General features: G+C 67.4%; 23 protein-coding genes. 11 read left to right on the forward strand and 12 right to left on the reverse strand.

The window, feature by feature from the left end:
* The first annotated feature begins 15 nt into the window (after nt 1-15).
* Nucleotides 16-855, forward strand: coding sequence for an aminotransferase class IV family protein (locus tag N8I74_RS02100; RefSeq protein WP_263125266.1), 840 nt, complete (start codon nt 16-18; stop codon nt 853-855).
* Between the two features lie 158 nt (nt 856-1,013).
* Here the strand turns inward: N8I74_RS02100 and N8I74_RS02105 are convergent, their stop codons facing one another.
* The 9 genes from N8I74_RS02105 to N8I74_RS02145 are packed head-to-tail and all read right to left on the reverse strand — an operon-like array spanning nt 1,014 to nt 9,155.
* Complete coding sequence (locus N8I74_RS02105) at nt 1,014-1,430, reverse strand: nuclear transport factor 2 family protein (RefSeq protein ID WP_263125267.1); 417 nt, start codon at nt 1,428-1,430, stop codon at nt 1,014-1,016.
* Nucleotides 1,427-2,191, reverse strand: coding sequence for an SDR family NAD(P)-dependent oxidoreductase (locus N8I74_RS02110; RefSeq protein ID WP_263125268.1), 765 nt, complete (start codon nt 2,189-2,191; stop codon nt 1,427-1,429). Before N8I74_RS02110 ends, N8I74_RS02105 begins: the two co-directional genes overlap by 4 nt.
* Before the next feature lie 11 nt (nt 2,192-2,202).
* The gene (locus N8I74_RS02115) at nt 2,203-2,733 is read right to left on the reverse strand and encodes a DUF3833 domain-containing protein (protein ID WP_263125269.1); all 531 of its coding nucleotides are present in this window, start codon (nt 2,731-2,733) and stop codon (nt 2,203-2,205) included.
* Nucleotides 2,730-3,980: an MFS transporter gene (locus tag N8I74_RS02120; protein WP_263125270.1), complete on the reverse strand. Its 1,251-nt coding sequence runs from the start codon at nt 3,978-3,980 to the stop codon at nt 2,730-2,732. Before N8I74_RS02120 ends, N8I74_RS02115 begins: the two co-directional genes overlap by 4 nt.
* Nucleotides 3,977-4,489 (reverse strand): chalcone isomerase family protein, encoded by a 513-nt coding sequence (locus tag N8I74_RS02125; protein WP_263125271.1) that lies wholly within the window; start codon nt 4,487-4,489, stop codon nt 3,977-3,979. The genes N8I74_RS02120 and N8I74_RS02125 overlap by 4 nt, the downstream gene beginning before the upstream one ends.
* A gap of 1 nt (nt 4,490) precedes the next feature.
* Entirely contained in the window at nt 4,491-5,702 is a 1,212-nt protein-coding gene (locus N8I74_RS02130; protein WP_263125272.1) for an SAM-dependent methyltransferase, read from the reverse strand.
* Nucleotides 5,699-6,475: a DUF1365 domain-containing protein gene (locus N8I74_RS02135; RefSeq protein WP_263125273.1), complete on the reverse strand. Its 777-nt coding sequence runs from the start codon at nt 6,473-6,475 to the stop codon at nt 5,699-5,701. The genes N8I74_RS02130 and N8I74_RS02135 overlap by 4 nt, the downstream gene beginning before the upstream one ends.
* A gap of 2 nt (nt 6,476-6,477) precedes the next feature.
* Nucleotides 6,478-7,767, reverse strand: coding sequence for an NAD(P)/FAD-dependent oxidoreductase (locus tag N8I74_RS02140; RefSeq protein WP_263125274.1), 1,290 nt, complete (start codon nt 7,765-7,767; stop codon nt 6,478-6,480).
* A gap of 44 nt (nt 7,768-7,811) precedes the next feature.
* Complete coding sequence (locus N8I74_RS02145) at nt 7,812-9,155, reverse strand: DUF4397 domain-containing protein (protein WP_263125275.1); 1,344 nt, start codon at nt 9,153-9,155, stop codon at nt 7,812-7,814.
* A gap of 142 nt (nt 9,156-9,297) precedes the next feature.
* Here N8I74_RS02145 and N8I74_RS02150 point away from each other — a divergent pair, with 142 nt between their 5' ends.
* On the forward strand, nt 9,298-9,945 hold the full coding sequence (locus tag N8I74_RS02150; protein ID WP_263125276.1) for a TetR/AcrR family transcriptional regulator: 648 nt from the start codon (nt 9,298-9,300) through the stop codon (nt 9,943-9,945).
* Between the two features lie 713 nt (nt 9,946-10,658).
* Here the strand turns inward: N8I74_RS02150 and N8I74_RS02155 are convergent.
* The 3 genes from N8I74_RS02155 to N8I74_RS02165 form a co-directional block, all read right to left on the reverse strand.
* Nucleotides 10,659-12,944, reverse strand: a complete 2,286-nt coding sequence (locus N8I74_RS02155) for a nitric-oxide reductase large subunit (protein ID WP_263125277.1) — start codon at nt 12,942-12,944, stop codon at nt 10,659-10,661.
* Between the two features lie 200 nt (nt 12,945-13,144).
* Nucleotides 13,145-14,527, reverse strand: a complete 1,383-nt coding sequence (locus N8I74_RS02160) for a NarK family nitrate/nitrite MFS transporter (protein WP_263125278.1) — start codon at nt 14,525-14,527, stop codon at nt 13,145-13,147.
* Nucleotides 14,528-14,579: 52 nt separating this feature from the next.
* On the reverse strand, nt 14,580-15,851 hold the full coding sequence (locus N8I74_RS02165) for an MFS transporter (RefSeq protein ID WP_263125279.1): 1,272 nt from the start codon (nt 15,849-15,851) through the stop codon (nt 14,580-14,582).
* A gap of 283 nt (nt 15,852-16,134) precedes the next feature.
* On the opposite strand from N8I74_RS02165, the gene N8I74_RS02170 reads away from it, so the two are divergent.
* The 9 genes from N8I74_RS02170 (at nt 16,135) to modC (ending at nt 26,787) form a co-directional block, all read left to right on the forward strand.
* Nucleotides 16,135-16,566: an RrF2 family transcriptional regulator gene (locus N8I74_RS02170; RefSeq protein WP_263125280.1), complete on the forward strand. Its 432-nt coding sequence runs from the start codon at nt 16,135-16,137 to the stop codon at nt 16,564-16,566.
* Between the two features lie 167 nt (nt 16,567-16,733).
* Nucleotides 16,734-20,459 carry a nitrate reductase subunit alpha gene (locus tag N8I74_RS02175; protein WP_263125281.1) on the forward strand — a complete coding sequence of 1,242 codons (3,726 nt, stop codon included), beginning with the start codon at nt 16,734-16,736 and terminating at the stop codon, nt 20,457-20,459.
* Nucleotides 20,460-20,581: 122 nt separating this feature from the next.
* Nucleotides 20,582-22,144, forward strand: coding sequence for a nitrate reductase subunit beta (gene narH, locus N8I74_RS02180; protein WP_263125282.1), 1,563 nt, complete (start codon nt 20,582-20,584; stop codon nt 22,142-22,144).
* 22 nt (nt 22,145-22,166) lie between these two features.
* A complete protein-coding gene (gene narJ / locus N8I74_RS02185; RefSeq protein ID WP_263125283.1) occupies nt 22,167-22,814 on the forward strand; it encodes a nitrate reductase molybdenum cofactor assembly chaperone in 648 nt (215 codons plus the stop codon).
* 9 nt (nt 22,815-22,823) lie between these two features.
* Nucleotides 22,824-23,507: a respiratory nitrate reductase subunit gamma gene (gene narI / locus N8I74_RS02190; protein WP_263125284.1), complete on the forward strand. Its 684-nt coding sequence runs from the start codon at nt 22,824-22,826 to the stop codon at nt 23,505-23,507.
* A 25-nt stretch (nt 23,508-23,532) separates the two neighbouring features.
* Nucleotides 23,533-24,279: a peptidylprolyl isomerase gene (locus tag N8I74_RS02195; RefSeq protein WP_263125285.1), complete on the forward strand. Its 747-nt coding sequence runs from the start codon at nt 23,533-23,535 to the stop codon at nt 24,277-24,279.
* A complete protein-coding gene (gene modA, locus N8I74_RS02200; protein ID WP_263125286.1) occupies nt 24,276-25,049 on the forward strand; it encodes a molybdate ABC transporter substrate-binding protein in 774 nt (257 codons plus the stop codon). Before N8I74_RS02195 ends, modA begins: the two co-directional genes overlap by 4 nt.
* Nucleotides 25,046-25,729: a molybdate ABC transporter permease subunit gene (modB, locus tag N8I74_RS02205; RefSeq protein WP_263125287.1), complete on the forward strand. Its 684-nt coding sequence runs from the start codon at nt 25,046-25,048 to the stop codon at nt 25,727-25,729. The genes modA and modB overlap by 4 nt, the downstream gene beginning before the upstream one ends.
* Nucleotides 25,726-26,787, forward strand: coding sequence for a molybdenum ABC transporter ATP-binding protein (modC, locus tag N8I74_RS02210; protein WP_263125288.1), 1,062 nt, complete (start codon nt 25,726-25,728; stop codon nt 26,785-26,787). Before modB ends, modC begins: the two co-directional genes overlap by 4 nt.
* The last annotated feature ends 172 nt before the right edge of the window (nt 26,788-26,959 follow it).

A 26,959-nucleotide genomic window follows, 5' to 3' on the forward strand; every position in this document is an offset into this window, starting at 1 on the left:
CGAGGAGCCGCCATCATGTCACCCCATCCCGCAACGTACCCGATCCTGCTCAATGGCGGGCCTGTAGGCACGGCCGACCTAGCGCCGCTTGCATTCTCTGGATTCGCGCATTTCACTGCAATGCAGGTCCGTCAGCGCAGGGTGAAGGGACTGGACCTGCATCTGACGCGCCTGAGCAACGCCTCGATCGAACTGTTCGGTCGGGCTCCTTCTGACGAGACGGTGATGCGCAGTCTCTGGCGCGCGATCGAAGATGGGCCGCCCAACCAGTCGCTTACCGTGACGGCCTTCCCGCCCGAGGGTGAGTTCACGGTGGGAAGCAGGGAGGTCGAGCCTGGCCTGCTGGTTCGTACCGGCCCGCCGTCCAATGGTCCCAAGGGCCCGCTGCGGCTGGGCGTCGTCGAGCATGAGCGGCACTATCCGACGATCAAGCACGTGGGCGAAGGCGCAAAGACCTATTACCTGCGCAAGGCCGTGGAGCAGGGTTTCGATGATGCTGCGTTCGTTGACCGGCAAGGCCGGTTGAGTGAGGCGACCATCTGGAATCTTGCCTTTTGGGATGGCCACGCCGTCGTCTGGCCACGTGCGCAGATGCTGCCCGGAACCATGATGCGCATGATCCAGCGCCAGTTGGATGGGCTCGGTATCGCGCAGCGGCATGAGGATGTCGGTGTTGCCGATGTGGCAGGGTTCGAGGGCGCGGTCGTCATGAACTCATGGACGCCCGGAGTCGCGGTCACGGCGATCGGCCCGGCCGGCATTCCGCAGGCTCCGGCTTTTATGGACTTGCTGCACGCCGCTTTCGAGGCTGAACCGGCATGGGGGGCGGCGGACGCGAGACGCGCCGTCCGCTGACCCCGTTGCCGGCGGCCTATGCATGCCGCGGCAGGGCTCCGCTGCGCGCGGGGTTCCTGCCATGCGCGGGCCGTCGGGTCGCAATGCCCGTCGCCGCCGGGTCGACCCTGGGGCGGCCGGATGCGTCGGGCCCCCGCGCCGTACGACCGGCATCGGGTTCAGGATGATGCGAAGCGCCGCCGCAACCAGCGCGTGATCGGTCCCAGCACCGGCAGCTGTTGCCACAGCTCCTCGGCCGCGTCCCAGTAGTCGCGGTGCTCGACGACGAGACCTTCCGTATCGAACACGAAGCGCGTGGTGCCGTGCACGGTATGACGCCTGCCCTTGAGTCCGAACTCGAAGTCCCAGGTGACGAAGGCCTGATGCGTGTCCGCGAGCCGCTCGCGCACCAGGAAGCGTGGCGCCTGCGTGGTGGCGAACATGTGTGCGAACACCGCGGTGATTGCGGCATGGCCACGCACGTCGTTGAACGGATCCTTGAAGCGCGCATCGGCGGCGTAGAACAGCGGCAGCTCGGCCAGCGTTTCGGGACACAGGCTTTCGTACCAGGCGATCAGCAGGTCGAGTCGGCTCATTGCAGTTTCAGTGCCCGGTTCAGGAGTGCAAAGCGCACACGATACGGCAGCAGGCTGAACGCACGCAGCAGGCGGGTGAAACGGCGCGGGAAATCGATTTCGAAGCGGCCGCGGGCCAGGCCCGCCATGATGGCCTCGGCCGCCTGCTCCGGCGTCAGCAGTGCCGGCATGGCGAAGCGGTTCTTGGCGGTGAGGCGCGTCTTCACGAAGCCCGGATTGATCAGATACACGCCGAGCCCGCGTGGATGCAGGTCGGCATACAGCAGCTCGGCAAGGTTGATCAGTGCCGCCTTGCTCGGGCCGTACACGGTGGCGCCCGGCAGGCCGAGGTAGCCAGCGACGCTGGCGATGATGGCAATGCCCCCCGATCCTTGCAGCAGCAACGGCGGCAGTACCGCCTCAAGCCCGTAGTAGACGCTGTTGAGATTGGTCGCCAGCGTCTGGCGGGCCTGGTCGGCCACCACCTCCCAGGCGCGCTCCGGCCGGTACACGGCCGCGCAGAACACCACCAGATCAAACCCGCCCCATTGGGCCTGCAGGCTGCTGCAGGCGTCGCTCCAGGCCTGCGGCACCGTGGCGTCGAACGGCAACAGCAGCGCCTGTCCCAGCGCGACCTGCTCCAGCCGTGCCGCGTCGCGTGCCGTCACCGCCACCCGCGCACCGGCGGCAAGCAGGCGCTGCGCCAATGCAGCACCGATGCCGCTCGACGCCCCGATCAGCCAGACCCGCTTGCCGTGCCAGTCCTGCCAGCACGGATTCATGGCGCCGGGCATCATGGCTGCCGCTTGCGGAAGAACAGCGTCACTTCGCCGACGTCGAAGCCGAACTTGCTCATGCTGGCGCGGTTGATCAGCGTGTGCTCGTCCACCAGGAACATCCAGTCGTCGAGCTGGACCTCGTACACCTTGCCATCGACCGGCAGCTTCAGCGTATAGCGCCAGTTCAGCGCATTGCCGGCCAGTTCGCCCCGCGCCTGGCCGACCACATCGCCGGCGGTGCCGCGCCAGCGCCCGTCTGCGTCCTGGGTCAGTGTCCATACGCGGCGATCGGTGTTGCCATCGCTGTAGCGGAAACGTTCGTCGAGGATGAATCGATCGCCGTCGCGGCGGCCGGTGATCTGGACGGTGAACCGCTTGACCACTTCGCCGTTGCGCTTCTGGAACATGCCCCAGGCGTCGACGGTGCCGGCGAAGTAGGCCACGAGATCGAGCTTCGGTTGCTCGGCCGCATATCGCGTCACCGACGGGGCGCTGCAGGCAACCGCAAACGGTAGCGCCATCAGACTGAACAGCTTGCGCATCATGGTGTTTCCTCCTTGATCAGACGCCCGAGCAGCCACCAGGCCAGCAGCTTGAAACCGCAGGGCAACAATGCATAGGCAACGGCCAGTTCGATCCCCGCCGGACGCCCCGGCTGGTAACCAAGCCCCGCCAGCAATGGCAAGGCCAGCCCCGACAGCGCCAGCGCCAGCTTGCCGGTGAGGCTGAACACGCCGTAGTAGCCGGCCGGCTGCTCGTCGGCAGGGATGCGTTCGGCGAGCAGTACCGGTGGCAACGCCAGGTCCGCGCCCAGCGCCAGGCCGGACAGCACACACACGGCCAGATAGGGCGCGACATCACCTGGCCCCAGCAGCGCGGCGCCGATGAAGGCCAGCACCGTTAGCCCCATCCCGAGCTGCCATGCGCGCGCCGCGCCCCGGCGGGCGGCGATGCGTGTCCACAACGGCAGGCCGGCGGCGCCGGCCAGGAAATAGGCGCCAAGGAACAGCCCGGCGTGCTGCGCCGCGCCGATGCGATCGTTGATGAAGAACAGCGCCAGCGTCGCCGGGATGGCCACCGCGACGGCGTTGGCGAAATAAGGCGCAAGCAGGCGCACGAAGCGCGGCTGGCGCAGGGCGGCGCGCCAGTCCGGTTGCACTGCGGACAAGGCATTGCGCCACGGCGGCGCGAGGCGCAACAGCGCCAGCACGCCGAGCGCCAGCAGCACGGCGTACAGCGCGGCGAACGGCGCCATGCCCGCCGGGCGCGCCAGCAACCACACCGGCAGCGTGCTGGCCAGCACCACGCCGACGAGGCCCGCCCCTTCGCGCCAGACGGCGGCGCGGGTCAGCGTGGCCTCGTCGTCGGCCAGCCGCGCGCCCCAGGCGAGGTAGGCGATACTGAGCGCGCTGTGCGCGGTGTAGACCGCCACCAGCATCGCACCGAACCAGGTGGCGAGCAGCCACGGCGCAGCGCCGGCCGGTCCGGCTGCGGCCACGAAGGCTGCCGGTGGCAGCCACATGCCGGCGAAGGACAGCGCCAGGCAGATCGCGGCCAGCAGCATCCACCCCGCCAGCCGTCCGCGCCGGGCCAGCCGGTCGATGACGCGGCCGAGCCACGGGTCCTGCACGGTATCGACCAGGCGTGCGCCGAACAGCACCATGCCAGTCAGCGCCAGTGACAAGCCCAGCCGGTCGGCGTAGTAGGCCGGTGCCTGCACATAGATCGGCAGCGCCGCCATGGCGAGTGGGAGGCCGAGCAAGCCGTAGCAGAGGTGGTGGCGCGCCCTCATGGCGCGCTCCCCAGCAGCTGAGCGCGCAGTGCCTGATCGCGGGTGTCCGGCGCGAGCCAGATGGCGAAGAAGGCACGGGCGAACTCGGGATCGGCGATGTCGGCGGTCAGCCGCTCCCCGGCATAGAAACGGGCGCCGACACCGGGCTGGAACACGCCGACGATGCGGTCACCGGCCTGGACGTCGACGAAGGCCTGCAGCATGCGCGCACGCCAGCCTTCGAGCCGCGCTTCGCTGTAGCGCCCGCCGAACAGCCGGCGGATCTCGTCGATGCTGGTCGCGGCCAGCCGCTCGCGACTGATGCTGCGGTGATAATCGAGCTGCAGCGCGAACGGCGCTTCGCTGGAAAACGGATCGCTGCCACTCCACAGCCGCGCCGTATAGATGCGCAGCCCCAGCCAGCGCAACTGCCCCTCGCCCACCACGCGGGCGCCGACCACGTCGTTGCGCCAGCCCGCCCATGCCGGCAAGGCGCAGAGCAGCAGCATGGCGAGCAGCAGTGCCCTCATCTCACGGCTCCCGCCGCAGCAGGAACTGCGCCACGTCGGTGCGGCCTTCATCGAACCCGGCTTCGCAGTAGCACAGATACAGCTGCCAGGTGCGCATGAACACTTCGTCAAAGCCTTGCGCGACGATCGCATCACGCTCGCGCTCGAAGGCTGCGCGCCAGCGCCGCAATGTCTCGGCGTAGTCAGGGCCGAAGCGGAATGCCTCCACGGTGGTGAGACCGCGCCGCGCCGCGGTGGCGCTGAAGCGCTCGATGCTTGGCAGCATGCCACCCGGAAAGATGAACTCGCGGATGAAGTCGCTGCCGGCACGGTAGCGGGCGAAATGCGTTTCGGCGATGGTGATCGACTGGATCAGCGCGCATCCACCGGCACGCAGCCGGTCACGCACGCCGGCGAAATAGCGTGGCCAATAGCGCTCACCGACCGCCTCGAACATCTCGATCGACACCACCGCGTCGTACTCGCCGGTGAGATCGCGGTAGTCCAGCAGTTCCAAATCAACCAGGTGCTGCAACCCGGCCGCCGCGATGCGGCGCTGCGCCAGCGCCAGCTGTGCCGGCGAGATGGTGATGCCGTGCACGGCGATGCCCTGTCGCGCCGCATGCTCGGCAAAGCCGCCCCAGCCACAGCCGATCTCGAGCACCCGCATGCCGGGTTGCAGGCCGAGCACGTCGACGATGCGCTGGTACTTGGCCGCCTGGGCGGCCTCCAGATCCCGATCGTGGTCGCCTTCGAACAACGCTGCGGAATAGCTCCAGGTGGCATCCAGCCAGCATGCGTAGAAGGGATTGCCGATGTCGTAGTGCGCATGGATGTTGCGGCGGCTGCCCGAGCGGGTATTGGCGCGCAGCCGGTGCCGCAGCCCGTACCACAGCCAAGCCAGCACGCTGCCCGAGAGCGCGGGCGCCAGTTCCCTCTCGTTGCGGATCGCCAGACGCAGCAGCGCCGTGAAGTCGGGACTGTCTACCCAGCCATTGCGCACGGCGTCGGCGAAGCCGATGTCGCCCCCCGAAAGGATGGCATCGCACGCGCGCCAATCCTTCAGCTGCAGCTCGGCGCCCAGGCCCCCTGCCACGCCGAAACCCAGGCGCTCGCCCAGCGGGGTGATCACATGCAGATGGCCGATCGCCATACGGCTGAGCAGCGACAGGAACACGCGTCCGGCGACTGGGACGGTGGCAGGCGGCAACGACAGCGCATCGCTCTGGTTCATGATCCGGTTTCCTCGGGTTGGGACAGGCCCGCCGCAGGCGGCAGCGGTTTGCGATGGATGGGGACGCGCTTGAACCACAGCTTGAGTGCCTGCCAGTGGATGCGTGCGATCACCGCCGCGGTGAACAGCGGATAGCCGAGCAGCGCCTGCACCGCGTGGGACGCGGTCAGCGGCACCAGCCGGCCGCCGATCGCGGTCTTGAGTACCAGGCCGGCGCTGTCGTGGTAGTCGATGCCGACAAAGCACGTCGTGGCCATGTCGCGGAAGCGGAAGCGATAGACGCCTTCCACGCTGAAGAATGGCGAGACGTGCAGGACCTTGCGGCTGTGCAGCACCGTTTCCGCTGTGATGGGGCTGCCGTCGGCGGCGGCCAACAGGTAGCGATGGGTTTCGCCGAAGGTGTTGTTGACCTCGGCCAGCACCGCAAGCAACGCGCCGGCGCGGTCGTGGCAGTACCAGAAGCTGACCGGGTTGAACACGTAGCCGAGCACGCGCGGGAAGGTCTGCAGCGCGATCCGGCCGTCGGCGGCGATGCCGGCGGCGCGGAGCACGCTGCGCATCCAGCCGGCAAGATCACTGCCGTCACGCGGGCCGTAGTCGCTGGTATGCACGGCGAGCGGACGCCAGCAATCGACGCCGAACCAGCGGTTGCCGGCCTCATCGAGGCGATCCAGATCCAGCCGCACGCAAAAGGCGCGGTAGACAAAGCGGTTGCTTACCGGGCGCAGGCGCTGGTGCATCACTTGGCCGAACAGCAGATGGGCCGCTTGCATTGCTAGCTCCTGGCCCACGCAGGCGCGACGCCGAAGCCGGCTGCCACCCGCAAGGCCGACTTGAGGCCATCCTCGTGAAAGCCGTAGCCGGTCCAGGCGCCGGCAAACCAGGTGTGCCGTTGTCCCTGGATGCGTGACAGCCGTTGCTGGGCCGCGATCGCCGCATGGTCGAACACCGGGTGGGCATAGTCGAAACGCTCCAGTACCGTGGCCGGGTCGGGCTCGTTGAACGGATTGAGCGTGACGATGACCGGCTCGCGAAAAGGCAGGCGCTGCAGCTGGTTGAGCAGGTAGCTGACGCAGACCGGCCGCTCGCCGTCCACCTGGGTGCCGCCGAGATAGTTCCATGCCGACCACGCCTTTTCGCGGCGCGGCAGCAGCCGGGTGTCGGTATGCAACCAGGCGGTGTTCGGCTGGTACCGCACCGTGCCGAGCACCCGGTGCTCGTCGTCGCTGGCGTCGCACAGCATGGCAAGGGTATCGGGCGCGTGGGTGGCGAACACCACGGCGTCGAAATGCTCGGTCACACCGCCGTGGCTGACACGCACGCCGGTTTCGTCGCGCTCGACCCCATCGACCGGCGTGGCCACGCGCACGTCCGGCAGCACCGCCGCGATGCGTCGCACATACTCCCGCCCGCCGCCGAGCACGCTGCGCCATTGCGGCCGGTTGTTCACCTGCAACAGCCCATGGTTGATGCAGAAGCGCAGAAAGGTCGCGGCCGGAAAGTCGAGGATGTCGCGCGGAGCGCTTGACCAGATGGCCGCAGCCATCGGCAGCAGATAGCAATCCCGGAAAGCCGGGCCGTAACGGCCGCGTTCCAGCAGTTCCCCGAGCGTGGCGCCGTTCTGCGCCACGTCGATCAGATTGCGCTCGGCGGCGGCGTTGAAACGCAGGATGTCGCGCAACATGCCAAGAAAGCGTGGCGAGAGCAGGTTGCGGCGCTGCGCGAACACGGTATCGAGATTGCTGCCGGCCCACTCGAAATCCCCCTCGTCGAGCGAAACGGCAAAGCTCATCCCGGTGGCGTGGGTCTGCACCCCCAGCTCGGCGAACAGCGCAATCAGATTGGGATAGGTCTTGTCGTTGAAGACCAGGAAGCCCGTGTCGACCGGGTGGCGGATGCCGCCCAGCTCCACGTCCACGGTGTTGGTATGGCCGCCAAGATAGGGCGCGGCCTCGAACAGGGTCACCTTGTGCCGGCATGCCAGGAAATAGGCGCTGGCCAGCCCCGAGATACCGGCACCGACCACGGCAACACGCTGGCGGTCGGGCAAGGCGGAATGGGACATGATGGCTCCGTGGCGCCCGCCTGCAAGCGGGCGCCGTCTGGGGTTTATCGATCAACTACCGGGCTGAGCGTAAAGGCAGCAGCGCCGCTGCTGCCCACCACGCCACGGGCGACCACGGTATAGATACGGTTGGCCTCGAGCGTTGCGGTCAGCGTCTGTACCACTGTCGCGGCATCGCCGGCGGGCCGCACGTCGAAGGTGTAGCTGCCGGCAGGCACTTCCAGGTAGTCCGACGCAGCAGGGTAAGGCACATTGGCCAGCACGCGATTGCCATTGGCATATATGTCGACATTGGGTGCCCCTGGCGAGGCATGGACGACACGAACCTTGGCCGAGCCGGTTGCTGGCAACGAAAGATTGTCCGCTGCCACCAGGAAACGGGGCGCAGTGGGGCCGGACCCTGCAGCCAGGCCAATCGCGAATACGCTGTAGCTGCTTGCCCTATCCAGCGTCAGCGCTTGCGAGATCACCTCGGTGCCACCCGCCGCCGTTGCCACTGTCACGGTGTAGGCCGCAGCGGGAACCGCAGCGTAGTCCGAAACCGCGTAGTAGCTCACGCCCGAGAACAATGCCGCGCCGTTGGCCAGCACATCGACCGCCGGCGCATCGGATATGGCGTGGATGGCACGGACCCGCGCACGCGCGTCCTTCAGCTCGCTCACCGGAGCGGCGGCATTGCGGGTCAGCAGCAACAGCGAGACCGGCGAGACCGCGTTCTCGGTCTCAACCGCCGCAACCACCAGATCAGCGCCCGCCGCAAGATCCAGCGTGCCGCTGTCGTACGCGACAGTCTTGCTGCCCGCCGGTGTGATCCGTACCCGGTAGCTGCCCGCGGCCACCGGCAGGACACCGGAATCGGCGCGGAACGCCACGTTGCCAAGAGCGGGCGTGGCAGTGGCCAGGTCCGCATCCGGTGCGGTGAGGTAGATATCGACATTGCCGGCAGACGGTGCCGCATGGACCACGCGCAACTTGAGCTGACCAGCAGCAGGGGCGAGGTTGTCCTCCACAATCGCCAGCGGTGCGATCTGTGCCAGCCGGCCGGCTGCAAACACCGTGTAGATCTTGCCGGCCTCCAGCGCTGGCAGCGCGTCGGTGAAGGAGTCGACGGCCGTATCGGTGCCCGCTACCGTCACGCGCAGCGGCAGATTGCCCGCCGGGACTGTCAGCAGCGCACTGGCGGCCTTGTAGGGCACGTTGGCCAGCGCCCGGCTGCCGTTGGCGTACACATCGACATTGGGCGCATCGGGCGATGCATGCACCACCCGTATCTGGGCAGTTGGCTTCGCCTCATCGCTGTTGTCACCGTCACTGCCATTGCAGGCAGCCAAGCCCAGTGCTGTCGCTGCCAGCACCGTGCGTGTCAACCACTGTTTCCACTGTTTCATCGTTGCTCTCCAGTGATACGTCGTTACGGAAAGAACACGTTCGATGTCGATGTCTCCGGCCGGAAACCTGCTGCAGCGCGTGCTAAGATAACGATCACACTGCCACGAAAAAAAATCTACCACACAGTAAACGAAATTACCAATGAGTATTTTAGGCAAGCTGAGCTTCAAGGACCAAGCCTTCAAGCTGCGCGAGGACGCCATCCTTGACGCGACCACGCGCATCCTGGCGGGCAAGGGCTTTGATCTGATGACGATGGACGACGTCGCGCTGGAGGTGGGGATCTCCAAACCCAGCCTCTACAAGCACTTCAAGTCCAAGGAGGATCTCGTCGGCGAGGCCATGATCCGGCTGATCGATGGTGCCCAGGCCTTCATCGACGCGCTGAGCGCTGAGCAGGGTCCCAGGGACAAGCTGTCGGCCCTGCTCGAATGGGCATTGCGGGTGCGGCTGGCCGGCGGGCTGCCGTTCCTGCCTTCCACCAGCAGCCATGTCCGCGAGATGCTGACGCGCAACCTGCGCTACGTGACCCGGGTGCTCAAGCTGAACAGTGCGCTGGAAAAGCTGGTGGAGCGTGGCAAGAAGGCGGGGGAACTGCGTGCGGATCTGCCGACCGATGTCATTCTCTACAGCTATTACGCCCGCACCTGCGATCCTTCGGTGGAGTATCTCAAGCTGTACAGCAAGATGAACGACGACGAGATCGTCGCCGCCATGCTCGCGGTCGCGTTCAGCGGCATCGCCGCCAGGCAGGCTGATGTCCGCCGCCAGGCCGATGGCGCGGGCTGAGCCCTCCGGCCAGACCACCGGACCGCCAAGCACGGACGGCCGCATTGCCGCGTGCTGCACCTGGGGCTTAGGCGCTCCAGTCCCGACAGTGGATCGCCGACCGCGGTCCGCCTGATCCACCGCTGCTTCTGCCACCGATGCCACCTGTGCCTTGACCGCCACCGACGATCCGGGTGCTGCAGGCAGGCGGTGCTGCATTGCAAACCGACATCGGTCCCGGGGCGGGCGCGATGTCCGCAAGGCACCCAGCAGCGTCATCAGGTGACTTGCGGGGAGCCCGGCCATTGTCGGCCGCGGTGACCGCCCTGCCTGCGAACGGGCCGTGGATTGGTTGCCCCAGCCATGGTGCGCTTGCTAGGGAACGGCGGTCAGCAGTTCTTGCGATGCGGAACGGGACGTGGCTTTGAGATGTTCGTCCAAAAGCATGAAATCGAATGCAGGCTCCTGGCCCGGCTTGGTCCCAGCGGTGTCGACGTGCCGGCCGGGCCTTCAACTGACTGGCCGACGCGGCCTGCCGGACGACGGCACGTTGTGCAGATCGACGGTATTGCGGGCTGCTGGCAGAGGGATGCCGAGCCGGCCGGGGTTTGCACATGACCGCGCAGCTGGACGGAAACAGGGCCTTTGCCTATGCAAAGGCCCTGCCGGGGGCGCAGCCGATTTCGCCGGGTGCGGCACACGGCCCGCGCTTATGCGAAGGCCGTGTTATGCAGCTATCTGCTGCCGGCCGCTCCCGCCAGCGGTCGGACGGCGTCCCGGGGCGCGGGCGCCGGCCGGCGCAGCAGCCGCAGCGCGAAGACGCCCAGTGCAAGCACACCCAGTCCGAACACGATGTCGCCCGGCACGCGCAGCCAGACCAGCGCCGTCATCACCGGCGAATGGATGATCTGCGGTGAGCGTGCGTACCACAACCCTTCGCTGACGCTGGCCCACGCCTGGTACAGGCCCGCAGGGACCAGCGACATGAACACCATCATCGCCAGCCCGATGTTCAGCAGCCAGAAGGCGGCGGCCAGCGGCCGTTCCTGCCAGGCATCGCGCGGCATCAGCCCGCGCAGGCAGAACAGCGTCAGGCCGATGCCGAGCATGCCGTACACCCCGAACAGTGCGGCGTGGCCATGGGCCGGCGTCATGTTCAGCCCCTGCACGTAGTACAGCGAGATCGGCGGGTTGATGGCAAATCCGAGCAGACCGGCGCCCACGGTGTTCCAGAAGCCGACCGCGACGAAGCACATGATGATCCAGCGATAGTTCGCCACCCATGGCGCGGCGCCGATGCGGCGGTAGTTACGGTAGCCTTCGAAGCCGAGCAGCGCCAGCGGTACCACCTCCAGTGCCGAGAACACCGCGCCGACCGCGATCACCGAGGTGGGCGTGCCGGTGAAGTACAGGTGATGCAGCGTGCCCAGGATGCCGCCGAACAGGAAGACGATGGTTTCCAGCACGATGGCGGCATTGGCGGTGGCAGTCTGGATCAGGCCCAGCCGCGAGAAGATCAGCGCGATCACCGCGGTGGCGAACACCTCGAAGAAGCCTTCCACCCACAAGTGCACCAGCCACCAGCGCCAGTACTCGATCATCGCGTAGTGGGTCTGCTGGCCCCACATCAGCGAGCTGGCGTAGAAGGCGCCGATGCAGGTGGCCGACAGGAACACCATCGCGATCAGCCCGCGGCTCTCCGACGGCCGCTTGAGTGCCGGCCACAGACCACGTGCCATCAGGCCCAGCCAGATCATCAATCCGGCAAACAGGCCGTACTGCCAGATCCGGCCCATGCTGGTGTATTCGAGCCCCTGGTTGCCCAGCCAGAACGCAAAGTCGGTGCCCAGCCGCTGCTGCGTGCCCAGCCAGCCGCACAGCAACGAGCCGACCACGATCAACACCAGCGCATAGAACAGCACGTTCACGCCCAGGCGCTGCCAGCGCGGCTCGGTGCCCGACAGCGCCGGGGCGATGTACAGCCCGGTGGCAAGCCAGGCGGTGGCGATCCACAGCACGCCAAGCTGGGTATGGATGGTGCGGCTTGCCACGTACGGCAGCACGTCGGCCAGCGGCAGGCCGAAGAAGGTCTGTCCTTCCACCGCGTAGTGCGCGCTGATCACGCCCATCACCACCTGCAGCAGCAGCAGCGCGATCACCACGTAGAAATACTTGGCGGTGGCGCGCATCGACGGGGTGGGCTGCAGGTCGAACAGCGGATCGTGCTTGGGCGGCTGCGGGTCGGCATCGTCGTGATGCAGGTTGTAGAACAGGATCATCCCGGCGATGCCCGCCAGCAGCAGGATCACGCTGACCACCGACCAGATGCCGTTGCCGGTGGTGGGGGTGTTGTCCACCAGCGGCTCGTGCGGCCAGTTGCTGGTGTAGGAAAGACCACGCTCGCCCGGCCGGTCGGTCGCTGCCGACCAGGCCGACCAGAAGAAGAACGCCGGCAGTGCCTGCAGATCGGCTGCGTTGTCGATCGAGCCATGCACCATGGCGTATTGCTCGCGCAGCGCATCGAGTGCGGGATCGGTACCGAACAGGCTGCGATAGTGCGCAGCGATGGCGCGCACCACCTGGGCGCGCTCGACGCTCATGGTCACGGTGCCGCTCTTGGCGTCATAGCGGTTGGTGCGCAGCTCGTGCTTGACCCGCGCCGCAATCGCGGCCTGTTCTTCGGCATTGAGCTGCACGAAGGCGCGGCGATGCCGCTGTTGCGCATAGGCTTCGCGCAGCGCCACCGCTTCGCGGTGCAGCCAGTCGGCCGACCAGTCCGGCGCCACGTAGCTGCCGTGGCCCCAGACCGAACCCAGCTGCTGGCCGCCGGCGGCGAGCCAGGCCTGCTGGCCCCGCATCACCTGCCCCGGACCGAACACCTCGCTGCCATCGGCGGCCAGCACCCGTTGCGGTACCGGCGGGGCTGCCAGATAGATTTCCCGGCCCATCCAGCCCAATGCGGCAAAGGACAGCAGGAACACGCCTGCCAACCAAAGCCATAACCTGCGTGACGCCTTCATGGTGTGACCTCCCTGTGATCCGACGCATAAGATAAGGTTCATTATTCGTGCATCTTTAAAAAGATGCAATTGTTATGAATCTTCAAATCCGCTGCGGCGGCCACGCCCCGCCTCATCCAGGCCCCGTTGCCCACCTGGCCGCCATGCGGCCGGCCGGCCAACCTCGGGGCCAATTGGGACGGGATTTGGCGTGGCGGTGCTCAGCACGGCATCGGTGCGTGCCTGCGGGCGTAATGCCACCAGGTGACCGCCATGCAGCTCAGATAGAAGACGATGAAGCAATACAGCGCGGCATGGGGCGTGCCGGTGAATTCGATGGCGGTGCCGAAGCTCTTGGGGATGAAGAACCCGCCATACGCGCCGATGGCCCCGGAGAACCCCAGCACCGCCGCGGCCTCCTTGTTGCCGTCGAGCAGGGCCTGCCGTTGCGCGTCCGCGCCCCGGCCCGCCGCGGCGCGCTGCCGCTCGGTCAGGAAGATCACCGGGATCATCCGGAAGGTGGCGCCGTTGCCGATGCCGGTCAGCACGAACAACACGATGAATGTGCCAAGGAAACCCTGGAAATTCCCCGCGCCGGCGCCGGGCAGGAAGTGCAGCACCCCGAACACCGCCGCGATCATGCCGGCGAATGTCCACAGCGTGACCCGGGCGCCGCCGATGCGGTCCGACAGCCAGCCGCCCAGGGGACGCACCAGCGCGCCCAGCAGCGGCCCGATGAAGGCGTACTGGGTCGGGTCGACCTGCGGGAACTGCGACTTGGTCAGCATCGCCAGTCCGGCCGAGAAGCCGATGAACGACCCGAAGGTGCCGATATACAACCAGCACATCAGCCAGTTGTGCTTGCGCTTGAAGATCACCGCCTGGTCGGCGAACGATGCCTTGGCGTCGGCGATGTCGTTCATGCCGAACCATGCGGCAAGCGTGGCGGCGACGATGAACGGCACCCAGATGAAGCCGGCGTTCTGCAGCCAGATCGTCTGCTGCGCGCCGTCGTGCACCAGGGTCTGCCCGCCGCCGGCCAGCGCGCCGAATACCGCCGATGAGATCACCAGCGGCGTGAGGAACTGCACCAGCGACACGCCCAGATTGCCGATCCCGGCATTCAGCCCGGTGGCGAAGCCCTTTTTGGCCTTGGGGAAGAAGAAACTGATGTTGGCCATGCTGGAGCTGAAATTGCCCCCGCCCAGCCCGCACAGCAGCGCCAGCAGCAGCAGCGTCGGGTAGCCGGTGCCCGGGTCGCGCAATGCGAAACCCATGCCCAGTGCCGGGATCAGCAGGCTGGCGGTGGAGATCGCCGTCCACTTGCGACCGCCGAACACCGGCACCAGGAAGGAGTAGAAGATGCGCAGCGTCGCGCCCGACAAGGCCGGCAGCGCGGTCAGCCAGAACATCTGGTTCTTGGATAGGGCAAAGCCTGCCTTATCCAGATTGACCACCACGACGCTCCACAGCATCCAGACGCTGAACGCCAGCATCAATGCGGGAATCGAGATCCACAGATTGCGGCGGGCGACACGCTCGCCGGTCTGCTGCCAGAACTGGGTGCTCTCGGGCTCCCAGTGCTTGAGTACATGCGCGGACATGGCTGTGCTCCTGACGATTGAAGGGATGAAAGGAAGGGGCGGCGCGGCCGGCTCAGGTGCCTGTCGAGGGTTGCGCTGCCGGCTGGATGCCGGCCGGGGCGGCGGGACGGAAACTGAAGTGCATCCAGACGAGGCTGACGCACACGGTGCCGTACAGCAGCATGAAGCAGCTGGAACGCACCCCTGTCAGGTCCAGCGCGGCGCCGAACAGGATGGGCAGCAGAAAGCCGCCCAGCCCTCCGGCAAGACCCACCACGCCGGAGACGGCGCCGATGTTGTGCGGGAAATCGTCGGCGATGAACTTGAAGACCGATGCCTTGCCGATCGCGGTGGCGATGCCGACCACGAACAGCAACGCGGTGAACAGGGTCGGGTCGAGCGCGATCTGGAAGGACTGCAGGCCGTCGGTGGTCAGGATGGTGAAGCGGGTCTGCGGATAGCTCAGGATGAAGAACGCCACCCAGCACACCCACATCACCCACCAGGTGGTCCTGTAGGCGCCGTAGCGATCCGAGATCCAGCCACCCAGTGCGCGCAGCACCCCGCCCGGCAAGGAGAAGCACGCCGCCAGCAATGCCGCCACGCGCATGTCAAAGCCGTACTCGCCGATGTAGTACTTGGTCATCCACAGTGCGAGCGCCACGTAGCCGCCGAACACCACCGAGTAGTACTGGCAGTAGCGCCACACGCGTGGGTCCTTCAGCATCCTGAGCTGGTCGGCGAAGCGCGCCCCGGCGGCCACGTTGTGTGCCGGGTTCGTCGCCGAGCCGGCCCAGAACAGCACAGCGGTGACCAGCATGGCCACCGCGTATACCTGCGGCACCACATTCCAGGCGCCGCCGGCGGCCACGATCAGCGCCGGCGCCACGAACTTGGTGACGGCGGAGCCGGCGTTGCCGGCGCCGAACACCCCCATCGCCAGCCCTTGGCGCTGTTTCGGGAACCAGCGCGCCACATACGGGGTGCCGACCGAGAACGAGCCGCCGGCCACGCCGACGAACAGCGCCAGCACCAGGAACTGCCAGTAGGTGGTGGCATAACCCATCAACCAGATCGGGATCACCGTAAACAGCATCAGCGTGAACAGCACCACGCGTCCGCCATGGCGGTCGGTCCAGATCCCCAGCGGCACCCGTACCAGCGAGCCGGTCAGCACCGGCATCGCCGCCAGCAGCCCGAACTCGGTTTCGTTCAGGCCCAACTGCTGCTTGATCGGGATGCCGATCACCGCAAACATCATCCACACCGCGAAACACACCGTGAACGCGAACGTGCTGGACGCGAGCACGCCCACCGCTTTTCTTCCGACCGCTGCCTGTTCCATGGACGCCTCCCCCTGCCGGACTGTGATGCCGGTTGCGGTGAGCTTAAGGAGCGGCGGGGGGCTGGCCTATTCACCGCAAGAGGAAGGTGCCGCACGCGGAGGAACTAGTCCGCTTGGATGATCAGCCCGGCCGGGCGCTGCAGGCTGCGCCTTCGCGCGCTGTCCTCTGCAGCCCGCAGCCGGGACGGCGCCGGGCTGCCGGCGGTACCCAGCGGCGGCTGTGATGTTTAAGATGTAAAGCAGATGAATCTTCTTGGGCCGGGCGCTACCCGGATAGGGCGTCATGAAACTCACCAGCTTCACCGACTACACACTGCGCGTGCTGATGTATCTGGCGCTGTGCAAAGACCGGCTTGCCACCATCCAGCAGGTGGCCGGCGCCTACGGCATCTCGGAGAGCCACCTCACCAAGGTGGTGCATCACCTGGCCAAGCGTGGCGTGATCGAATCGCTCCGGGGCAAGGGCGGCGGCATCCGGCTCGCGTTGCCGCCGGACCGGATCAACCTGGGGGCGGTGGTGCGCGCGGCCGAACGCGAAATCCCGCTGGTCGAATGCTTCGGCACCGACCCGGCCTGCCGCATCGTGCCCGGCTGCAGGCTCGCGGCGGTATTGGCCGAGGCGCTGGCCGCCTTCTATGCGGTACTGGACCGCTATACCCTGGCCGAGCTGGTGGCCAGACCCGAGTCACTGCAGACCATCCTGTTCCACTCCTGAGCCCCCGCGCACCCCCGGCCTACGCCGTTCGCACTAGCCGGCCTAGTCCCACTGCCTGCCGCTGCTTCCACCTCCGGTGAATGGGAGGTGGCGGCCCCGATCCGTACAGTAAGCGCGAATTCCTCATGCATAACGGTCGCGCTGCGGCCGGATTGGAGCGACGCGCAATGAGCCACTTTCTGGATCGATTGAAATTCCTCTCGCGGGTGCAGTCCACCTTTGCCGATGGCCATGGTGCGGTGGTGCGGGAGGACCGCAAATGGGAGGACGGCTATCGCTCGCGCTGGCAGCACGACAAGATCGTGCGCTCCACCCACGGTGTGAACTGCACCGGCTCCTGTTCGTGGAAGGTCTACGTCAAGAACGGCCTGATCACCTGGGAAACCCAGCAGACCGACTACCCGCGTACCCGGCCTGACCTGCCCAACCACGAGCCGCGCGGCTGCCCGCGTGGCGCCTCCTACAGCTGGTACGTGTATTCGGCGCAGCGGGTCAAGCACCCGATGATCCGCGGCCGGCTGATCGAAATGTGGCGCGAGGCGCGCCAGACCATGGATCCGATCGCCGCCTGGGCCCACATCAGCCAGAACCCGGAAAACGCCCGCCGCTACAAGAGCGTGCGTGGGCAGGGTGGTTTCGTGCGGGCCGACTGGGATACCGCCACCGAGATCATCGCCGCGGCCAATGCCTACACCATCAAGCAATACGGTCCGGACCGCGTGATCGGCTTCTCGCCGATCCCGGCGATGAGCATGGTCAGCTACGCCGCCGGCGCACGTTACCTCAGCCTGATCGGTGGGGCGTGCCTGAGCTTCTACGACTGGTATTGCGATCTGCCGCCGGCCAGTCCGCAGATCTGGGGCGAGCAGACCGACGTGCCCGAGTCGGCCGACTGGTACAACGCCACCTATCTGATGGTATGGGGCTCGAACGTGCCGATGACGCGCACGCCCGATGCCCACTTCTATACCGAAGTGCGCTACAAGGGCACCAAGACGGTGGCCGTCTCCAGCGATTTTGGCGAGATGGTGAAGTTCGGCGACATCTGGCTTGCGCCCAAGCAGGGCACCGATGCCGCGCTCGCGCTGGCCATGGGCCACGTGGTGCTGTCCGAATTCCACCGCGACACCCCATCCGACTACTTCACCGGCTATGTGAAGCAGTACACCGACATGCCGATGCTGGTGCAGCTGCGCGAGCAGGACGGTATCCACGTGCCCGACCATTTCCTGCGCGCGTCGCAGCTGCCCGCTGCGCTCGGGGAAGCCAACAACGCCGACTGGAAGACGGTAGCGATCGATGCCGCCACCGGCCAGTTGGTGGCGCCGAACGGCTCGGTCGGCTTCCGCTGGGGTGAGGACAAGGCCGGTACCGGCAAGGTGGGCCGCTGGAACCTGGAAAGCCGCGACGGCGGCAGTGGCCGCGAGATCGATCCGCTGTTGAGCCTCAAGGATGCGTACGACGAGATCGTCGGCGTCGGCTTCAGCTATTTCGGCGCCGAGCATGATGAATTGCTGGTGCGCAACGTGGCCGCCCGGCGCATCACCTTGGGCGATGGCACCAGTGTGCTGGTTGCCACCGTGCACGATCTGCAGCTGGCCAACTATGGCGTCGACCAGGGGCTGGGCGGCGGCAACGTGGCCACGTCGTACAACGACGACGTGCCCTACACCCCGGCCTGGCAGGAGAAGCACACCGGGGTGAAGCCCGAGCTGGTGGTGCAGGTAGCGCGCGAGTTCGCGCAGAACGCCCACGATACCCACGGCAAGAGCATGGTGATCGTCGGCGCCGCGCTGAATCACTGGTACCACATGGACATGACCTACCGCGGCATCATCAACCTCCTGATGATGTGCGGCTGTGTCGGCCAGAGCGGGGGCGGCTGGGCGCACTACGTGGGCCAGGAAAAGCTGCGGCCGCAGTTCGGCTGGGCGCCGCTGGCGTTCGCGCTCGATTGGGTACGCCCGCCGCGCCAGATGAACGGCACGAGCTTCTTCTACGCGCACACCAGCCAGTGGCGCCACGAAAAGCTGCATGTCGACGAGATCCTCGCCCCGACCGCCGACAAATCGCGCCTGTCGCAGATGGCGATGATCGACTTCAACGCCAAGGCCGAGCGCATGGGCTGGCTGCCTTCTGCCCCGCAACTGCAGACCAACCCGCTCGACGTGTGCGATGCCGCGGCCGCCGCGGGGCAGGCGGTGCCGGACTATCTGGCCGCGCAGCTCAAATCCGGCGCGGTGCGCATGAGCTGCGACGATCCGGACCACCCGGACAACTTCCCGCGCAACATGTTCGTCTGGCGCTCGAACATCCTCGGCTCCAGCGGCAAGGGCCACGAGTACTTTCTCAAATATCTGCTGGGCACGCAGAACGCACTGTTCGATGACCCGAACGATGCAATCCGCCCGAGCGAAGTCACCTGGCGTGAGGAGGCGGCCGAGGGCAAGCTCGATCTGTTGACCGTGCTCGATTTCCGGATGAGCACCACTTGCCTGTATGCCGACATCGTGCTGCCCACCGCCACCTGGTACGAGAAGGACGATCTCAACACCAGCGACATGCATCCCTTCATCCACCCGCTGTCCGAGGCGGTGCAGCCGTTGTGGGAGAGCAAGACCGACTGGGAGATCTACAAGCGCATCGCCGAGAAATTCAGCGAGATCGGCGGGCCGTATCTGGGCACCCGCAAGGATGTGGTGCTGCAACCGCTGATGCACGACACCCCGGGCGAGCTGGGCCAGCCGATGGAGCCGAAGGACTGGAAGCAGGGCGAGTGCGAGCTGATCCCCGGCAAGACCGCGCCCAACATGGTGGTGGTCGAGCGCAACTACGCCGATGTCTACAAGAAGTTCACTTCGGTCGGTCCCTTGCTCGACAAGCTTGGCAACGGCGGCAAGGGCATCAATTGGGACACCGCGCACGAGGTGCATGAGCTGGCCGGTCTGACCCGGACCGTGACCGAGCCGGGCGTGAGCCAGGGCCGACCGCGGCTCGATACCGCGATCGACGCCGCCGAGATGATCCTGACCTTCGCCCCCGAGACCAATGGCCATGTGGCGGTGAAGGCCTGGCAGGCGCTCTCGAAGATCACCGGCCGCGATCACACCCACCTTGCCATCGGGCGCGAGCACGACAAGATCCGCTTCCGCGATGTGCAGGCGCAGCCGCGCAAGATCATCTCGGCGCCGACCTGGTCCGGGCTGGAAAGCGAGGAGGTCAGCTACAACGCCGGCTACACCAATGTGCACGAGCTGATCCCGTGGCGCACGCTCACCGGTCGCCAGCAGTTCTACCAGGACCACCGCTGGATGCTCGATTTCGGCGAAGGCTTCTGCGTCTACAAGCCGGCCATCGATACCAAGACGGTGGCGCCGATGCTGGGCAGGAAGCCCAACGGCAACCACGAGCTGGTGCTCAACTGGATCACCCCGCACCAGAAGTGGGGCATCCACAGCACCTACTCGGACAACCTCAGGATGCTCACGCTGAGTCGTGGCGGTCCGCACGTGTGGATCTCCGAGGCCGAGGCCAGACAGGCCGGCATCGTCGACAACGACTGGGTCGAGGTGTTCAACAGCAACGGCACGCTGACCGCCCGCGTGGTGGTCAGCCAGCGCGTGCCGCAGGGCATGTGTCTGATGTACCACGCCCAGGAAAAGATCGTGAACGTGCCGGGCGCGCAAATGAGCGGCCAGCGCGGTGGCATCCACAACTCGGTCACCCGCGCCGTGCTCAAGCCCACCCACATGATCGGCGGCTACGCACAGCAGGCCTATGGCTTCAACTACTACGGCACCGTCGGCAGCAACCGCGACGAGTTCGTGGTGTTGCGCAAGATGAGCCGGGTGGACTGGCTGGAAGGGCCGCTGGACGAGGCCCGGGAGGGGTAAGGCGTGAGGTGTGAGGGGTAACCCCACACCACGTTGTTACCCATCGAATTGACGGTGGCGGGAGCGCGCTGAGGCGACACCTCACTCCTCCCCCCTCACCGAGCGACGCAAGGAGCGAAGCAATGAAAATCAGAGCCCAGGTCGGCATGGTGCTGAATCTCGACAAGTGCATCGGCTGCCATACCTGTTCGGTCACCTGCAAGAACGTCTGGACCAGTCGCGACGGCGTTGAGTACGCCTGGTTCAACAACGTCGAGACCAAACCGGGCATCGGCTACCCGAAGGAATGGGAGAACCAGGACAAATGGCAGGGCGGCTGGGTGCGCAACGCGGCCGGCAAGCTCGAACCGCGCCAGGGTGGCCGGCTCAGGATCCTGGCCAACCTGTTCGCCAACCCCAATCTGCCGGCGATCGACGACTATTACGAGCCGTTCACCTACGACTACGAACATCTGCAGAACGCCCCGCTGTCGCAGACCCCGCCGACGGCGCGGCCGGTGTCGGTGCTGACCGGCAAGAAGATGGACAAGATCGAGTGGGGGCCGAACTGGGAGGACGACCTCGGTGGCGAGTTCGCCTCGCGTAGCCGCGACGCACTGTTCGAAGGGGTGCAGAAGGAGATGTACAGCACCTTCGAGAACACCTTCATGATGTATCTGCCGCGGCTGTGCGAACACTGTCTGAACCCGGCCTGCGTCGCCTCGTGCCCCTCGGGCTCGGTCTACAAGCGCGAGGACGACGGCATTGTGCTGGTCGACCAGGACAAGTGCCGCGGCTGGCGCATGTGCATCTCGGGCTGCCCGTACAAGAAGATCTATTTCAACTGGCAGAGTGGCAAGGCCGAGAAATGCACCTTCTGCTTTCCGCGCATCGAAGCCGGCCAGCCCACGGTGTGCTCGGAAACCTGCGTCGGCCGCATCCGCTACCTGGGCGTGCTGCTGTACGACGCCGACCGGATCGAGGCCGCCGCCGCGGTGGCCGACGAGCAGGATCTGTACGAAGCCCAGCTCAAGTGCTTCCTTGACCCGCACGCGCCGGAAGTGATTGCCGAAGCGCGGCGACAGGGCATTCCCGAAAGCTGGCTCGAAGCCGCGCGCAACAGCCCGGTCTACAAGATGGCGATGGACTGGAAGGTGGCGTTCCCGCTGCACCCCGAATACCGCACGCTGCCCATGGTCTGGTACATCCCGCCGCTCTCGCCGATCCAGGGCGCGGCGGAAAACCGGCAGATGCCGCACAGCGTGGTCGGCGACAGCATCATCCCGGATGTGAAGAGCCTGCGCATCCCGGTGCGCTACCTCGCCAACCTGCTCACGGCCGGCAAGGAACAGCCGGTGATCGACGCGCTGGAACGGATGATCGCGATGCGGGCGTACAAGCGCAGCGAGGTGGTGCACGGCCGGGGCGATCCGGCGCTGCTGGCGTCGACGGGGCTCGATGCGGCCACGGTCGAGGACATGTACCGGATCATGGCCATTGCCAACTACGAAGACCGCTTCGTGGTGCCGTCCAGCCACAAGGAGCAGGTCGAGGACGCCTTCAACGACAAGGGCAGCTGCGGCTTCACCTTCGGCAACGGCTGTTCGGGCGGCGTCTCGGACGGCGCGCTCTTTGGCAAGAAGCAGGCCGGCAGCGTGCTGTTCATCGACATGCCCAAGTCGCGCAAGCAGGCGCGCCAGCCGTAGACCCGCACCCGTAGGAGCCGCCATGAACCTCTATCGCATCCTGAGCGCCCTGTTGAGCTACCCCGAAGCGGCGTTGTGCGACGCCCGGGATGACATCGACGCGGCGCTGGCACCGTACCCGGCCGCGCGGCGCACGTTGCAGCCGCTGACCGGTTTCCTGGCACAGCACCCGCTGGTCGCGCTGCAGGAAAACTACGTCGCCACCTTCGATCGCAATCCGGGCCACGCGCTCTACCTGTTCGAGCACCTGCACGGCGAGAGCCGTGACCGCGGCTCGGCGATGGTGGACCTGCTGCATGAGTACCAGCGCCACGGCTTCGAGCCGGTCAGCGACGACGCCGCGTGCAGCGAGCTGCCGGATTATCTGCCGTTGTTTCTCGAATTCCTGTCGTGCATCCCGGCAGAACGGGCGCAGGCGCTGCTGGACGAGGCCATCCACGTGATCGCCGCGATCGGCGGGCGGCTGGCGCGCGCCGGCAGCCCGTACGCCGCGGCGTTCGCAGTGCTGCAGCAGCAGTCGTTGGTGACCGCGCAGCCGCTGGGCGAGCCGCCGGTGCGCGACATGGACGAGATGCTCGAAGTGTTCGGGCCGGCCGCCGACGGCGCCGAGCCGCTGCTCAAGCCGCAACCGGGCGCGGCGCAGACCGTGCAGTTCCACCGCAGGCCCTAGGAGACCCTCATGAATACCGTTCACCAGTTCCTGTTCGGCGTGTACCCGTATATCGCGCTCGCCGTCTTCCTGTTCGGCAGCCTCGCCCGCTTCGAACGCGAGCAGTACACCTGGAAGGCCGACAGCTCGCAGCTGCTGCACCGCGGCCACCTGCGGCTGGGCAGCATCCTGTTCCATGTCGGCATCCTGGGCTTGTTCTTCGGCCACGCGGTGGGCCTGCTCACCCCGGTTGCGGTCTGGGATGCGCTGGGCGTATCGCATGGCGCCAAGCAGCTGTTCGCGATGGCCGCCGGCGGCCTGATGGGCACCGTGTGCCTTGCGGGCCTGGCAATCCTGCTCCACCGCCGGCTCACCGACCCGCGGCTGCGCGCCGTCACCCGTTCCGGCGACAAGCTGCTGCTTGGCTGGTTGCTGGCGACCCTGCTGCTGGGGCTGTCGACCATCGTCGTCTCGGCCGGGCATCTGGACGGGCATGAAATGGTGCTGCTGATGGGCTGGGCGCAACATATCGTCACCCTGCGTGGCGGCGCCGCTGACCTGATCGCGCAGACACATTGGCTGTTCAAGGCCCACCTGTTCATGGGCATGACGCTGTTCGTGATCTTCCCGTTCACCCGGCTGGTGCATGTCTGGAGCGGGCTGGCATCGGTGACCTACCTGGCCCGCGCCTGGCAGCTGGTCAGGCCGCGCTGAGCCGTATCGCCGCAGGAGAAGCAACATGCCCATCACCGTGAACCGCCATGAATTGAGCGATGCCGACGTGGCGACGCAACTGGCCGATTGCCACGACGATGCCAATCCGGTCCGCGCCGCAACCGTGGCGGCCATTCTGCGCCGTGTGCTGCTGGACGAGGCCGAGCGCCTCTGTATGCCGGGCACCGACGAGCACGCGCGCATCGAGGCGCTGCTGACGCAGGCGGTATGCCCGCCCGAGCCGGACGAGGCGGCCTGCCGCCGGCACTACCAGCAGCATCCGGCGCATTTCACGGTCGGCGAGCTGGCGGAAGTGGATCACATCCTGTTCCAGGTCACCGCGGATGCGTCACTGGCGGCGCTGCGCGCACTGGCCGAGCAGACGCTTGCCGAACTGAGCGCGCACCCCGAGCGTTTCGCCGAGCATGCGCGTGCATTGTCCAACTGTCCTTCGGGCGCCGTGGGCGGCTCGCTCGGGCAGCTGCAGCGCGGCGACGCCGTGCCGGAATTCGAGCGCGCGGTGTTTGCGGCGCCGGTCGGCACGGTCGCGCCCCGGCTGGTCGCCACCCGTTTCGGGCTGCATATCATCCGGGTGCGGCACCGCGTGGCGGGACGCCTGTTGCCGTTCGAGGCGGTGGCCGCACAGATCGCCACCGCGCTGGCTGCGCGCAGCCGCGATATCGCCACCCGCCAGTATCTGCAGCTGCTGGTCGGCCAGGCACGGATCAGCGGCATCGAGCTGGACGGGGCCGCCACCCCGTTGCTGCAATGAGCCGCCGCGCCGGCCGAGGGCGGGTGATTGCCTGCGCCGCCGGCCTGCTGCTGGCCCTGCCGGCGCAGGCCCAGCCGCCGACCATCGCCGCCGCCGCCAACCAGCAGGCGGCGATGCAGGCGCTGGCCGCCGCCTACGGTACGCGGACGCAGCCGGCGCCGCGACTGGTGTTCGGCGCCTCGGGCAAGCTGGCTGCGCAGGTGCGCAGCGGCGCGCCGTTCGATCTGTATTGCGCGGCCGACGGGGCCTACCCGGCGCAACTGATCGCCGACGGTCTGGCGCTGCCGCCGGTGGCAGTGTTCGCACAAGGGCGGCTGATCTGGTGGAGCCGCGACCGTGCCCTCGCCCGCACGCCACTGGCCCGGCTCGATCCCGCCGCGATCGGCCGCATCGCCATCGCCAATCCGCGCCATGCGCCCTATGGTGCGCGTGCCGAGGAGGCGCTGCGGCGCGCCGGGCTGTGGCCGGCACTGCAGTCCAGGCTGGTCATCGGCGAGAACGTCGGCCAGGCCGCGCATTTCGCCGCCAGCGGTGCGGCGGATGCGGCGTTGCTGGCGCGTTCGCAACTGCACAGCGCCCAACTGGCCGGCGGCCATTGGTCCGAGGTCGACCCGGCGCTGCACGCGCCGCTGCCGCAAGCGTGCGTGGTCATCCGCGCCGGCCGTGCCGCGCCGCAGGCCCGCGCCTTCCTCGCGTGGCTGCAAGGCGCACAGGCGCGGCGCATCCTGGCCGGGCATGGGTTCGATGCGCCCGGCGGAGAAACACGGTGAGCCCGGAGGACTGGCTGGCGCTGCGCACCACGCTGACACTGGCCGGGGTCACCACTGTGCTGTTGTTCGTGGCCGGGCTGCCGCTGGCCTGGTGGCTCGCGCGTTCGCGCAGTGCCGGCGCGGTGCTGGTCGATGCGCTGGTGGCGTTGCCGCTGGTGCTGCCGCCCACGGTGCTCGGGTTCTACCTCCTGCTGGCGCTGGGCCCGGCCGGCGGCATCGGCCAGGCGCTGCAGCAGCTGGGTCTGCCGGCGCTGGCATTCAGTTTTCCCGGCCTGGTGATCGCCTCGATGCTGTATTCGCTGCCGTTCATGGTGCAGCCGCTGCGCGATGCCTTCGCCGCCGTGCCCGCCGGGCTGCTGGAAGCCGCTGCCACGCTGCGCGCCTCGCCGTGGGACCGCTTTGCCAGCGTGGTGTTGCCGTGTACGCGCCGCGGCGTGATCAGTGCGCTCACGCTCACCTTTGCACATACCATCGGCGAATTCGGCGTGGTGCTGATGGTGGGCGGCAACATTCCCGGCGCCACCCGGGTGTTGTCGATCGCCATCTACGACCATGTCGAGGCGCTGGACTACGCGGCGGCGCACCGGCTGGCCGGCGGCCTCTTGCTGGCCTCGCTGGCCATGCTGCTGCCGATCTACGCCCTCAACCGGCGGCGCGGCCTGGCCGGCGGTGCGGCATGAGCATCGCGGCATGCTTCCGGCTGGCCCGGGCGGGATTCACGCTCGATGTCGATCTGGCCCTGCCCGGGCGGGGTGTCATCGGCATCGCCGGCCCATCCGGCGCCGGCAAAAGCACCGTGCTGCGCCTGATCGCCGGGCTGGAACAGGCCGAGGCCGGCCGGCTGCAGGTGAACGGCAGCCGCTGGCACGACGGTGCCACGGTGCTGCCGGCGCATGCGCGCCCGGTCGGGATGGTGTTCCAGGACGCGCGCCTGTTCCCGCACCTGTCGGTACGGCAGAACGTGGCCTATGGCTGGCAGCGCATCCACCCGGCTGCCCGTCGGGTGACATTGGCGCAAGCCATCGAGGCGTTCGATCTGGGCCCGCTGTGCGAGCGGGACGTCGCCCGGCTCTCGGGCGGCGAGCGGCAGCGGGTGGCGCTGGCGCGCGCGGTGGCGGTCAGCCCACAGCTGATGCTGCTCGACGAACCGCTGGCAGCGCTCGACGCCACGCGCAAGGACGAGATCCTGCCCTACCTCGCGCGGCTGGCACGCGACTTCGCCCTGCCGGTGCTCTATGTCAGCCATGCGCCGGACGAGCTGGCGCAGCTTGCCGACCACCTGGTGTGGCTGCAGGACGGTCGCGTGCGTGCGTGCGCGCCGGCGATGCAACTGTTTGCCGACCCGGATTCGCCGTTCAACCAGCGTGAAGATTGCGCGGCGGTGATCCCGGCGCGCATCGCGCTGCACGACGGGCGCGACCAGCTGAGCCAGGCGGTGTTCGACGGTGGTGCACTGTGGCTGGCCGGGCTGCGCCATCCGCCGGGTGCCGCGGTGCGCCTGCGCATCGCCGCGCGCGATGTCAGCCTGGCGCGGGGCACGCCCACGCACAGCAGCATCCTCAACATCCTGCCGGCGACCGTCACCGCACTGCGTCCGCACGGCCCTTGGTGCCTGGTGGCGCTGGCGGTGGGCGCGGCCACCCTGTTCGCCCGGGTCAGCCACCGCTCGGTACGTGAATTGGCGCTGGGCGAAGGGGTGTCGGTGTATGCGCAGGTCAAGGCGGCGGCGATGAGCTAGGCTGGATCGACATTCGGGCCACCCCGCTTTCCGCCCGAACTGCATCCCACGAGGGGCTGCGAAGGCAGTGGCGCGAGCCCTGCTCCCATCACCGTGCCACCACGGATCGACCCGCCGCGGCGCGGCTACGGCGCCTTGGGCTTGACCAGCTGCAGATCCTGCCGCGCCCTGG

The sequence above is a fragment of the Chitiniphilus purpureus genome (genome assembly GCF_025642115.1).
Taxonomy (GTDB): domain Bacteria; phylum Pseudomonadota; class Gammaproteobacteria; order Burkholderiales; family Chitinibacteraceae; genus Chitiniphilus; species Chitiniphilus purpureus.

Excerpts from the sequence above, each read along its gene's own strand:
- N8I74_RS02100 (WP_263125266.1), top strand. The coding sequence starts at position 16 with ATGTCACCCCATCCCGCAACGTACCCGATCCTGCTCAATGGCGGGCCT.
- N8I74_RS02105 (WP_263125267.1), bottom strand. The coding sequence starts at position 1,430 with ATGAGCCGACTCGACCTGCTGATCGCCTGGTACGAAAGCCTGTGTCCC.
- N8I74_RS02110 (WP_263125268.1), bottom strand. The coding sequence starts at position 2,191 with ATGAATCCGTGCTGGCAGGACTGGCACGGCAAGCGGGTCTGGCTGATC.
- N8I74_RS02115 (WP_263125269.1), bottom strand. The coding sequence starts at position 2,733 with ATGATGCGCAAGCTGTTCAGTCTGATGGCGCTACCGTTTGCGGTTGCC.
- N8I74_RS02120 (WP_263125270.1), bottom strand. The coding sequence starts at position 3,980 with ATGAGGGCGCGCCACCACCTCTGCTACGGCTTGCTCGGCCTCCCACTC.
- N8I74_RS02125 (WP_263125271.1), bottom strand. The coding sequence starts at position 4,489 with ATGAGGGCACTGCTGCTCGCCATGCTGCTGCTCTGCGCCTTGCCGGCA.
- N8I74_RS02130 (WP_263125272.1), bottom strand. The coding sequence starts at position 5,702 with ATGAACCAGAGCGATGCGCTGTCGTTGCCGCCTGCCACCGTCCCAGTC.
- N8I74_RS02135 (WP_263125273.1), bottom strand. The coding sequence starts at position 6,475 with ATGCAAGCGGCCCATCTGCTGTTCGGCCAAGTGATGCACCAGCGCCTG.
- N8I74_RS02140 (WP_263125274.1), bottom strand. The coding sequence starts at position 7,767 with ATGTCCCATTCCGCCTTGCCCGACCGCCAGCGTGTTGCCGTGGTCGGT.
- N8I74_RS02145 (WP_263125275.1), bottom strand. The coding sequence starts at position 9,155 with ATGAAACAGTGGAAACAGTGGTTGACACGCACGGTGCTGGCAGCGACA.
- N8I74_RS02150 (WP_263125276.1), top strand. The coding sequence starts at position 9,298 with ATGAGTATTTTAGGCAAGCTGAGCTTCAAGGACCAAGCCTTCAAGCTG.
- N8I74_RS02155 (WP_263125277.1), bottom strand. The coding sequence starts at position 12,944 with ATGAAGGCGTCACGCAGGTTATGGCTTTGGTTGGCAGGCGTGTTCCTG.
- N8I74_RS02160 (WP_263125278.1), bottom strand. The coding sequence starts at position 14,527 with ATGTCCGCGCATGTACTCAAGCACTGGGAGCCCGAGAGCACCCAGTTC.
- N8I74_RS02165 (WP_263125279.1), bottom strand. The coding sequence starts at position 15,851 with ATGGAACAGGCAGCGGTCGGAAGAAAAGCGGTGGGCGTGCTCGCGTCC.
- N8I74_RS02170 (WP_263125280.1), top strand. The coding sequence starts at position 16,135 with ATGAAACTCACCAGCTTCACCGACTACACACTGCGCGTGCTGATGTAT.
- N8I74_RS02175 (WP_263125281.1), top strand. The coding sequence starts at position 16,734 with ATGAGCCACTTTCTGGATCGATTGAAATTCCTCTCGCGGGTGCAGTCC.
- narH (WP_263125282.1), top strand. The coding sequence starts at position 20,582 with ATGAAAATCAGAGCCCAGGTCGGCATGGTGCTGAATCTCGACAAGTGC.
- narJ (WP_263125283.1), top strand. The coding sequence starts at position 22,167 with ATGAACCTCTATCGCATCCTGAGCGCCCTGTTGAGCTACCCCGAAGCG.
- narI (WP_263125284.1), top strand. The coding sequence starts at position 22,824 with ATGAATACCGTTCACCAGTTCCTGTTCGGCGTGTACCCGTATATCGCG.
- N8I74_RS02195 (WP_263125285.1), top strand. The coding sequence starts at position 23,533 with ATGCCCATCACCGTGAACCGCCATGAATTGAGCGATGCCGACGTGGCG.
- modA (WP_263125286.1), top strand. The coding sequence starts at position 24,276 with ATGAGCCGCCGCGCCGGCCGAGGGCGGGTGATTGCCTGCGCCGCCGGC.
- modC (WP_263125288.1), top strand. The coding sequence starts at position 25,726 with ATGAGCATCGCGGCATGCTTCCGGCTGGCCCGGGCGGGATTCACGCTC.